Source organism: Fibrobacter sp., assembly GCF_045601785.1.
Taxonomy (GTDB): Bacteria; Fibrobacterota; Fibrobacteria; order Fibrobacterales; family Fibrobacteraceae; genus Fibrobacter.
Map to the genome: position 1 here is coordinate 1 of NZ_JAZSAF010000045.1, position 10325 is coordinate 10325.

The following is a 10325-nucleotide window of genomic DNA, read 5'->3' on the forward strand; positions in this document are numbered from 1 at the left end:
ACGCCCGGCTTTCCCCGCCCACCCGCCCCATAGTGCAAAAAGTCACTACCATAAGGTAGTGGCTTTTTCGTCTGAAACTTGTCTGTGGTAAAACGATTAGACTGTCATAACACAGGGTTCGTTATATCCTGCCAATAACGAATCGTGTGTCAGCAAAGTTATTCCTTCGGCTTTTGCTTGGGCGATGAGCATTCTGTCGAATGGATCTTTGTGCGACGGAGCGTTTTCATCTCGTTTTAGTCTTTCGACTTCAAGGACATGTTCTTCGTAAACCATCAACTGCTGAAAACCTGCTTGAGTGCAATAGTCCGAGAATTGAGCGCCAGTGATTGGCATTTGGTCTGGATGGATTGCGTGCTTGATAGCAATCTCCCACATGGAGATTAGGCTAAAAACAGGTTCTACGTTTTCCTGGTTAATGAGGTTTCTGGCTTCAATCGGCAACTTTTCGCTGTCGAGAAGAGTCCAAAGAGCGATATGCGTGTCTAGTAAAACTTTCATCCGTTCACCCCGAACATTTCTGCGATTTCATCGTTGCAGGAATCAATATTGTCGGGGATGGAAAACTTTCCTTTTGCGATACCGAACTTTTTTACGTTCCGCTTGACAGAACTACTAAGCGATTTCTGGAGAATAAAATCGATAAAATCAGAAACTTCCCCTACATACTCTGCGGGGATGGCTTTGACTTTTTCTTGTAGTAGTTCGATAGGCATAGGAAACCTCCATCCTAAATATACCTTTTTACTTGTTCAAAAGGCAACCCCATTCCATGTTGGAATAACGTATAACCCCAAAAAAGGCGTTTTTTGTTCCATTATGAAGGGGGGGAGGAGTCATATTTCTTTTTCGAAAGGATATTTGCAAAAAAAGCGAGGAACTTCCTCGCCAGAGATGGACCTGGGTCTTTCGACCAGCCCGATGTAAACCAATATATAATTTTTACTTGCATGAGTCAATGGCTTGAGATGGGGACTGTTCTACCTATTGCACGCATCGACAAACGAATGTATATTTGCATCAACAGGACCCCTCGCACCTCTCGCAGAAGTGGCCCAGAGGGGACATTGTAATTTTAGAGTCCTTGGTAGGTGAAGGTCGGCTCCGTGCCGTGCGTTTCTTTGGAAACCTAGCCGCTGTTGGGACTCTTTTTTAGTGACATATGCCCCCTATATGCAATATCTCGTAGAATTTTCTTTTTTTATGGGGCATCCTCGAAAAAATCCTTCTAAAAAAATTCGGCTGCGACACTTCGTGCAAGTTCGTCACTCGACTTTGTAAAGACCTCCAGTATTCACCAAGTCTCGTTTCTGCTTGCACTCGGTCTCGCTCGAATTTTTCTGACGAAGTATTTTCCTCGGCTGCCGGAATCTCTGGATGGCCTGTGTAAAAATTCGCCATTGTATAAAGGGGGAGGTGTCCCCCTCGCTCCAGCCCCGGCCCCGCCCTTATAGTCGTTCCCTTCGGGAACACGGACAAAACCCGCCCCGGCCGGGTCTTCCGCTACCCCTTCTAGCGGGTGCCCATGTGCCGCACCCGCAACGCCCGGGCTTGACTCTAATCAGTTTTCAAATGTCATAATTGTTGGAAAACACGGATTTTATTCAAGTTTATGCACTAAAGAAGTTCGTTTATAGGCCATCCTTGGCACAATCTTGCGTTTAAACGCAAAAAATGTATATTAAAGGTGTATAAACAACCAAGGGAGGCGATTATGGCCGAAGCACTGATGGAACTCTACGAAACGATAAGTCCAGAAGCTCAGCGGGAACTGTTCGATTTCGCCCTCTTTTTGGCGTCGAGACAGGTTTCCCGCACGAAGGATTCTGCTGCCTTGAAAAGCAGAATTGAAGATTTGAAGGCTGGGCGGAAATGCGCTGAACACGAATTGATCGAGGCCTAAACATGAAAAAAGTTTGGCACGACAAGTGCGTGGGAAGAATATCTCTATTGGCAGGTTCAGGACAAGAAAACTCTCAAAAGAATAAATGCCCTAGTTCAAGATATTGAACGAAACGGGGCGTCTGAGGGCATTGGTAAACCCGAACCGCTAAAGGGCGACTTGTCCGGTTATTTTAGTCGCCGCATTGATGATGCAAACCGACTGGTTTACGCTGTAAAAGACGGTGTACTTGAGATTGTCGCTTGCAAAAGCCACTACGGCGATCACTAAAATCGTGGCTGTTTCCCGCTTTGGAACACCCCATTCCCTTTACAATTTGCCCCAAATTCGTCGGTTTCGTCACAAAACTGGGCATTTCTGTAAATATTCATTGCGTTTGGGCTGTATTTAAGTTATTTTTAAATTGGACATATTAGAGAGTTTAGCTCTTGTTCTCTGGATGAAATATCGACAATTTCCTTGAACGAGGACGAGGCGAACGCTCACGCAGGTATGCCGCTTTGCGGTATATCTCGGTTTGCTGTACCGATTTTTTAATCGGGTTTTGGTCGTATAACCAAAAAGCAACAGCCCTTTTGGGGCGTGGGTCGTTTGCGTTTATCGTTCAGAGGCAGTCGATAGCCCCATCCAGATAGATGCAGCGATCTACGCCTTTCTTGTATCCATACAAAATCGGCTTTGGTCATTGCGATTCAACAGGGGCGGACTCCATAGGTGTATACGATGGAGGCTTTTATGGCTTGGAACAAAATTGGCAATCTCGCTGCGTTATCCTTTATGCTCATCTTCGCCGCCTGCGGTGGTGATTCAGGAAATAATGCGTCTGCTTCTGAAATGGGGGAATCTCAGTCATCTAGTAGTAAGTCAAATCAATCGGCTGTTGGTGATAAATCTTGCGAAGACAATCCGTTCTTTAGTACATGGGAGGGGTGTTATTGTGAAGATGGTGTTTGGGCTTGCAATTTGTCTACAAGTTCGTCATCTACGCCCATTTTCTTGTCATCTAGTAGTGATTATGGTGTAAAGGATAAAAGTTCTAGCAGCTCCTCTGATAAACATTATGGTGGACAGATTGCTTCGCAAATTGTCGATAAAACTATTTCTGGCCTAGCGCAAAAAGGACCTTTTGATGTTGGTTCTACAGTAAGTCTTAGTCAGTTCGATAGTAAGACTTTCCTTCAGACTGGTAGCAACTATACAGGCAAAGTTGCAAATACTAGTGGTGCTTTTGAAATTTCGAATATCACACTATCAAGTCCGTATGTGACAATTCTAGCAAATGGGAGCTACAGGAGTGAAATTACGGGCAAGTTTACTAGTGGCAAGATTACTTTAAAATCTTTTGCCGATTTAAGTAATCAATCCAACGTCAATATAAATGTGCTTACGCATTTGGCGAATAAACGAATAGCTTATTTGGTGTCTAAGGGGACAAACTTCTCCGATGCAAAAAAACAAGCTGAAAGTGAAGTCTTGAAAATTTTTGGAATTAAGGATGATGTCAAAAATTTCGAGGGTCTAAATCTTTTTGGCAAGAATAATGGTAGTGCCGTATTGATGGCTATTAGCATTATGATGCAACGAGATTTGAACGTAGCGGATATAAATAGCCTGTTAAGTGAATTTGAAACGAACTTTGAAAAAACTGGCAAATGGAATGAATCTGCTCAGGCGAAAATTGCGGATTGGGCATCCACAAAAGACTTGACTGGTGGACTTGATTCTATTCGAAATAATATTGAAAAGTGGAAATTAGGAACTGTCCCTGATTTTGAAAAATATATTCGCAACTATTGGTATGCTAGTTATGGATTGGGAACGTGTTCGAAATCCCGTGAGGGAGAGGTTCTTGCGGACACTAATAAGTTTAGTTCCAATTATGAGAAGAAGATAAGATATATCTGTAAGGATACTGCGTGGTGTAAAGCCTCTTATATCGAAATGGATACATATCAATGGGATAAAGGTGAAGATGGAGAAATGAGGACAGGGAATGTATGGCAAACGGCAATTTACATTTATGATGCTGAGTTAGGAGAATGGCGTAGCAGAACCTTTGAAGAGGAACTGTTCGGAGCCTGTATTTCGAGTAATGTTGGCAAAGTGTCTCGGTATAAAGACCGATGGTATATCTGTAAATCCCGCGTGTGGGGACTTGCCGATACGATCGAAGTGGATACTCAAGGCTGGGCTGAAGGTGCTGATGGTGAAATCAAGAAAGGAGACAGCACAAATGTATTCTACAAATACGATGAGGAACTGAATAAGTGGATGAATGCTAACAAAAATGATACCACGCTCAAATTAAACGGCTGCACGACAAAACGTGAGGGCGAGGTTAAAACTAGCCAAACAGATGCGTCGTATTATAAATGCAAAGATTTGAGATGGAACGGTTTGAATGAGGTGTGGATTTGGGGAATCTCAATAGAAAACTATTTGAATCCTAGTATATCCTATGGAACAATGACGGACTATCGGGATGGAAAAACATACAGAACAGTGAAAATTGGAAATCTAGAATGGATGGCGGAGAATCTCAATTATGCTGATAGCACTGAAATGAAAAGCCTTTTAAGAAGCAGTTGGTGCTATAATAATGTAAATGCAAATTGCGAACTAGGCGGACGGCTTTATACTTGGGCCGCCGCTAAGGATTCCGTACAAATAGCAAAAGATCTTATAGAGTATTATTCAGGCGTTGTTGTTCAAGAACCTATTAAAGGCTGTGGTTATGGCGTCTCCTGTGGGCATTTGTCAGGAACGCCGAGCGTTTGTCCCCCTGGATGGAGATTGCCAATAAAGGCCGAAATAGCAAAATTACCAAGTTCTTTTGAAAGTAAAGGAAAATCTTTAAAAGGATGGATTGATGGAAAAAATGGAACGGACAACTATGGTTTTTCTGCTATTCCGGTGGGAATGAGGGATGATGAAGGTGTTTTTGTTCAAGATGGGTATGGAACATGTTTTTGGAGTGCGGAAGAAGTCGGCGCTGGTTCTTGTCGAACCGACGGATTGGGGACAGATTGCAATGAAGCTGTTGCTTATGCAAATTATATGTGCTTTGGTAAACAGCCAGAACGCAGAATAAACAAAAAATATGGTTTATCTATTAGATGTGTCAAGTGATAAAAATGGGAGTTTTTTATGACTAAGAATAAATATGGCTGGCTTATCGCAGCATCTTTTGTGTTGATCTTCGTTGCTTGTGGCGGAGATTCTGGAAGTAACGCATCAAATGATGAACCTAAATCTAGTACATCGGCAACATTTACCTATAAAACCTATGAAGGGCTCGTTGCTGAACGCCCCTGCGTTCAAACGCTTGATGGGGTGGTTGCTCATGTGAGTTCGACAAATGAGGATTACATCTGTAGAGATGATGCTTCTATAGGAGACTGGTCTTGGCGACCATACCAGGATGGCAATGGATCTATCATTGGTGAAAATGGACAAACCTATGAAACATTCGTCGATTCGCGTGATGGCCATGTCTATAAGATGGTGACTATCGGATCGCAGACTTGGATGGCCGAAAATTTAGATTTCGTAACGGAAAAGAATTACTGTTTTAAGGATTATAGTACTGGACTTGAAGATTGTAAAAAAGGACGTTACTACACTTGGTCTGATGTAATCGATAGTGTTGGTAGGTTCTCAAATGACGGACTTGGTTGGGGATATTCAGGAAACAAACTTGTCGAGAAATTGGTTCTAGATTATCCCGTTCGTGGAATATGCCCTCAAGGATGGCACTTGCCTGATACAAGTGAATGGAATACCCTTGTTTTGTTTGTTGGTAATCCGCCCTATGGATTGGTTGATGCAAACGCCTCATATTTTAAAGGTCTTGGAGCAACAAATTCGTCAGGTTTTTCTGCAAAAGGTGTAGGATCATGGAATGGAAGTGGTTGCTATCAATGTTACAGCACGGAAAATAGTTCGAGTATTTATTATTGGAGTTCTACTCCCGATATTTATGATCAGAGATGCAAAAATGCGTATATCTTTAGTTTGGCATATGGAATGAACGGGTCGTTCCCCAAAGCTGAAATTACTAACGGGGAAATAATTCATGATAAATACGCCCTTCCTGTCCGTTGTATAAAAAATTCCGATGAGTCGAAAACAACAATAGCGAGTTCCTCATCTGGAAAAGTTCAAAGCAGTTCTTCTGCTAGAATCCCTTTAGATGGCGACTACTTTATTGATAATCGTGATGATCAAGCCTATAGAATTGTAACGATTGGTTCACAGACTTGGATGGCGCAAAATTTGAATTATGATGATGAAAATGGCTATTGCTATGGAAATAAGGACGAAAATTGTTCCCAATATGGTCGCCTCTATTATGGCACAAACCATTGCCCCGCAGGGTGGCATCTTCCGACAATAGATGAATGGAATGTTTTAATTGATTTTGTCGGAGGTGCTTCTGTTGCAGGGAAAATGCTCAAGTCTGCTACGGGCTGGAATGAATTTGGAAATGGTGTAGATGCTTACGAATTTTCGGCTCTTCCAGCAGGGTCGTATTATGTAAGACAAAGTTTTAACGCTATAGGTGATGGCACTGTTTTTATGGCTGATACTGTAAAAAACGACTCCATGAGTGTGCATTATGTTTCAATAAATGGCGAAAAAGATGGCGTGTCGTTTGGAGGTATGAATAAAAAGTATATGGATCTTCCTACTGGAACTTCAATTCGTTGTCTTAAAGGAAGTTCTGCTGTGGATGTCGAAAAAAACACTTCGAGTAGCTCTTCTGTAGCTCCTCGTAGTTCGTCATCTAGTTATAGCTCAACACTGATAGATTTTCGTGATGGTCAATCATACAAGGTTGTGAAAATAGGCAAGCAGATTTGGATGGCTCAAAATTTGAATTTCGAAACCGATGATAGTTATTGCTATGATGATCAAGAAGAAAATTGTGCTAAATATGGACGGCTCTACACTTGGACTGCCGCAATGGATGGTGAAGGATGGTTTAGTGGAGACGCTGTTGGGTGCGGTGATGGGAAAAAATGCTCGCCGACTTATCCTGTTCATGGAATTTGCCCTACTGGATGGCATTTGCCAAGTAGTGATGAATGGGAGACTTTGTTGACAACTGTTGGAAAAGATAACGCTTCTACAGTATTGTTTAGCAAAACGGGATGGGATGGTGGCAGAAACGGAACGGATAAATATGGATTTTCCGCACTTCCTGCTGGTGGTAAAGTCGATTTTGGCGTCTATCTTGGAGTAGGAACAAAAACATTTTTTTGGACAAGTTCTGAAAAATATGCTAGTTCGGCTGATGTTATGCGCTTGGAATACTCTATAGCGATGTTGGATGATGACGGAAAATTTGCGGGATATAGCGTCCGCTGTGTTATGGATTGATTTTGAGATGTTATATATGACTCGAAGAAAATGTAAAGGAAATGAGACTGAAATAAATGTAGAGGCGGCATATATTTCATTGATGTCTGCAATTCAAAGCTATTTTGATTCATATCGGACTCTTTCTTATGCTGAATGTTCTGTAGATTTTTGTGATGTCAAGGAAAAACAGGAAAGGCAAATAAATGACATTCCTGAATATCGGTGTGATTATTTTACTAGTATTACCCATTTTCAGCATTTTTTTGAAATAGTAATAAAAAGCATATTGAAAAGTAATTGTGAAGAATACGAAAATTTTCCTAATGCACTTCAAAAACTCAAAGGGCTTTATGAAAATAATCCACATAATGATACAATAAAAGAAATAGCGATCCTTTTAGAGTATCGAGGCGCCTTATGTGTTTTAAATAAGCTAAGAAACTTTGCTTGGCATCAAGGGTTAATTAAGAAAGCCTATCGCTCCTATGATTTTTTTGTAGGTTATAAAATTTTACCATTGGTGTCAAAAATCGTTGATACTTTGAAGTATTCAAGTAAAAGGCGAATATGGGCATATAAAAAACTAGACTCCAATTTGGATCCGATGGATGAAATTTATAAAGAGTTTAAAAAACAAGGAAGATATGCTGATTATGAAAGAGTCGCCTTGTTGAAAGAATTTGGGCGGGCAGCGTATCATAATCCGTTAGTTTTAAATGAATATGAGGATTGTGATGGGAAAAAATATCATTTGCATAGACGAGTTGTGCAAATGACAAATAGGGATATAATGGATGAATATGATGCTAAGACAAAAAACTATAAAATAATGTTTCCGTATTCGAAACTTTTAAGATGTCCTGTTTGTGGTCAAAAGATGCTTGTCAAGTTTATGGATGCTGGAGATGAAGATGTTGTAGATGGAGATGGAAATGTTTTCTGCGAAATGGTGGAAGTTTTGGATAAGTATGAATGTCAAGTATGTTCATTTAGAATTAATCCAAACATAAAAAGTCTTTCTATTAATACAATAAATGGAAAGGAAATTTGGAAGTGGAAGGGAAAAGAATTTTTGGTTATGGAAGAATGATGTTTTTGAAGGTGGAATAAAAAGGAAAGATTATGGTTGAAAAAAGTAATTGTTTTTTTAGGCTTGTTGGAATTTTGTCAACACTCATTCTTTTTGTTTCCTGTTCAGACGAATCAGGGAATAAGTCTGCCACTTCTGCAAATGAGAACGACAAAGCTGACAATACATTATTATTCAATACTTATAATGGGCTTGTCGCAGAAGAACCTTGCAATGAAGGATTGCGTGGCGTTAGTGCTCATGTCAATGAGAATAACGCCAATTATGTATGCGTCTTTAATGATGCTGTGGGTGGTTGGATTTGGACGGCCTTCTCAAATTCGATTAACGAACCCGAACCGAATGAAATTCAAAGTTGTAGCTCAATCATTTTCTCAAGTTCGCAACAAAGTTCACCGTCTTCGTCTTCTTCGTTTTATAATCCATATTATTACTCTAGCGTAACGACCATTATTAAATCGTCTTCAAGTTCAAAGATCGAAGCGGTCTCATCGTCAAGTGCAAAAGCGAATTGGGCGTATTTGAACCCTGCAATTTCTTATGGCGAAATGCAAATTTATTTAGAAACGTATAAAACGGTCACAATCGGGTCACGGACATGGATGGCAGAGGATATGTATGATTTAGGTACAAAATGTCGTGGGTACAGCTCAAAAAAATATAGCATAAAAGGATGTTTGTTTAGTTGGGAGGATGCTATGAGTATTTGCCCTAAAGGATGGCATTTGCCTGACTCGACTGACTTTGCTGAATTAAAATCTTTGCATTTCGACTCGCAAAGGTTGGCTTCGCGTATTTGGAAAGAAGAATATGTAACATATGATGGTGAAGGGAAGACTTTTTATGGCTCCGATGATTATGGTTTTTCTGCAGTACCTGTGGGATATACAACGGGAACGGGATTGATTTTAAACACTCTTGAAGGAGAAGGAACGCAAGCTCTTTTTTGGACATCAAAGAAAGTTTATCCGTCAAGTTCTGGAAATATGAGATACGCTTTCAGCATCCACGCAAATCTTCGCATGACAGGAATGGGCTTTACGCCCCTTTCTGAAACATGCGGTCTTGCTGTTCGGTGTATAAAAGATGATGAGTGGTAATTTTTACATAACAAGAGAGGTGAAGATGATATCTAATGTTGTTCAAAGAGGTGGTTGGTATTGGATTTACGATGAAAATGGCAAAAAGACTGGTCAGGTTACCGCTGGTGATGGGCTTGTCGCGTTTACTTCTACTACGGTTTCTGTTAAACATGGAAACCAAATTTGGATTTTTGATGAAAAGGGGCATCAGACAGGATCTTGTCCTGCACGTTGATTTATTAGAACAAAAGTTGCGTTAGGGATAGTGACCCGTAAGGGCGGAGACTTGCGGCAGTCTTGTAGTGCGGTTCATAGGAGTGAGGCTCCGTGAGCGAAGCGAGTATAGCCCGACCCCGTAGGGGGAACGCCCATAAGCAAAGACCTCGGCATTGAACTGCCGAGGTCTTTAAGTTTTATGGATTGATTCTATCGGCTCTACGAGCCTCCAGAATGACATCCAGCGGGCTTACGCCTTCCTGTAACTCTCCATCGCTTCCACATCCACGCTCTTCACGAAGTTGTAGTGCTTCGCGACTTCGGCTTCAGCGAGGTTCAGGTACACCTTCATGCTCTTTTCGAACAGTTCCGGTGCCTTGGTGGCGTCGCGGAGCATGAGCTGGCTCATCACGCAGTTGGCGGCGAGCTCGTAGAGGTGGCGGCTGCAGAGGTCGGTGAACTCGTTGTTGTTCGCGGCCTTCACGACTTCGATTGCTTCGTTGAACTTCGCGTCCATGGCCTTAGCGCGGGCCTTGAGGCTCTCGTATTCGGCGGCCACTTCGCCCGCTTCCAGTTCCTCGAGCATCTGGCTGTAGGTTCCGGTGTTGATGTGCGGGAGCGCGGCAACCGTCTGCAACTGCGTCGTGCCTTCGTAAATGGAGGTGATGCG

Annotated in this window: 9 protein-coding genes and 1 pseudogene; 7 read left to right on the forward strand and 3 right to left on the reverse strand. The window is 41.8% G+C overall.

Annotation, left to right across the window (positions count from 1 at the left end; all coding sequences use genetic code 11):
- Positions 1 to 96: 96 nt before the first annotated feature.
- Both ACKI61_RS06845 and ACKI61_RS06850 read right to left on the reverse strand, forming a co-directional pair.
- A complete protein-coding gene (locus tag ACKI61_RS06845) occupies positions 97 to 501 on the reverse strand; it encodes a type II toxin-antitoxin system VapC family toxin (RefSeq protein ID WP_407457012.1) in 405 nt (134 codons plus the stop codon).
- Entirely contained in the window at positions 498 to 716 is a 219-nt protein-coding gene (locus tag ACKI61_RS06850) for a DUF2281 domain-containing protein (protein ID WP_407457013.1), read from the reverse strand. The genes ACKI61_RS06845 and ACKI61_RS06850 overlap by 4 nt, the downstream gene beginning before the upstream one ends.
- 998 nt (positions 717 to 1714) lie before the next feature.
- On the opposite strand from ACKI61_RS06850, the gene ACKI61_RS06855 reads away from it, so the two are divergent.
- The 7 genes and pseudogenes from ACKI61_RS06855 (at position 1715) to ACKI61_RS06885 (ending at position 9674) form a co-directional block, all read left to right on the forward strand.
- Positions 1715 to 1903, forward strand: a complete 189-nt coding sequence (locus ACKI61_RS06855) for a hypothetical protein (protein WP_407457014.1) — start codon at positions 1715 to 1717, stop codon at positions 1901 to 1903.
- Between the two features lie 78 nt (positions 1904 to 1981).
- Positions 1982 to 2173: pseudogene (locus tag ACKI61_RS06860) on the forward strand (Txe/YoeB family addiction module toxin); the annotation flags it as partial.
- Between the two features lie 465 nt (positions 2174 to 2638).
- Positions 2639 to 5032: an FISUMP domain-containing protein gene (locus tag ACKI61_RS06865; RefSeq protein WP_407457015.1), complete on the forward strand. Its 2394-nt coding sequence runs from the start codon at positions 2639 to 2641 to the stop codon at positions 5030 to 5032.
- Positions 5033 to 5050: 18 nt separating this feature from the next.
- Positions 5051 to 7285 carry an FISUMP domain-containing protein gene (locus ACKI61_RS06870; protein ID WP_407457016.1) on the forward strand — a complete coding sequence of 745 codons (2235 nt, stop codon included), beginning with the start codon at positions 5051 to 5053 and terminating at the stop codon, positions 7283 to 7285.
- A gap of 82 nt (positions 7286 to 7367) precedes the next feature.
- A complete protein-coding gene (locus tag ACKI61_RS06875; protein ID WP_407457017.1) occupies positions 7368 to 8357 on the forward strand; it encodes a hypothetical protein in 990 nt (329 codons plus the stop codon).
- A gap of 32 nt (positions 8358 to 8389) precedes the next feature.
- Complete coding sequence (locus ACKI61_RS06880; protein ID WP_407457018.1) at positions 8390 to 9457, forward strand: FISUMP domain-containing protein; 1068 nt, start codon at positions 8390 to 8392, stop codon at positions 9455 to 9457.
- A 25-nt stretch (positions 9458 to 9482) separates the two neighbouring features.
- Positions 9483 to 9674 carry a hypothetical protein gene (locus tag ACKI61_RS06885; protein ID WP_163414934.1) on the forward strand — a complete coding sequence of 64 codons (192 nt, stop codon included), beginning with the start codon at positions 9483 to 9485 and terminating at the stop codon, positions 9672 to 9674.
- Positions 9675 to 9905: 231 nt separating this feature from the next.
- On the opposite strand, the gene ACKI61_RS06890 is transcribed toward ACKI61_RS06885, so the two are convergent.
- Positions 9906 to 10325: acyl-CoA dehydrogenase family protein (locus tag ACKI61_RS06890; protein ID WP_407457019.1), on the reverse strand; the 420-nt coding region annotated here is incomplete at its 5' end.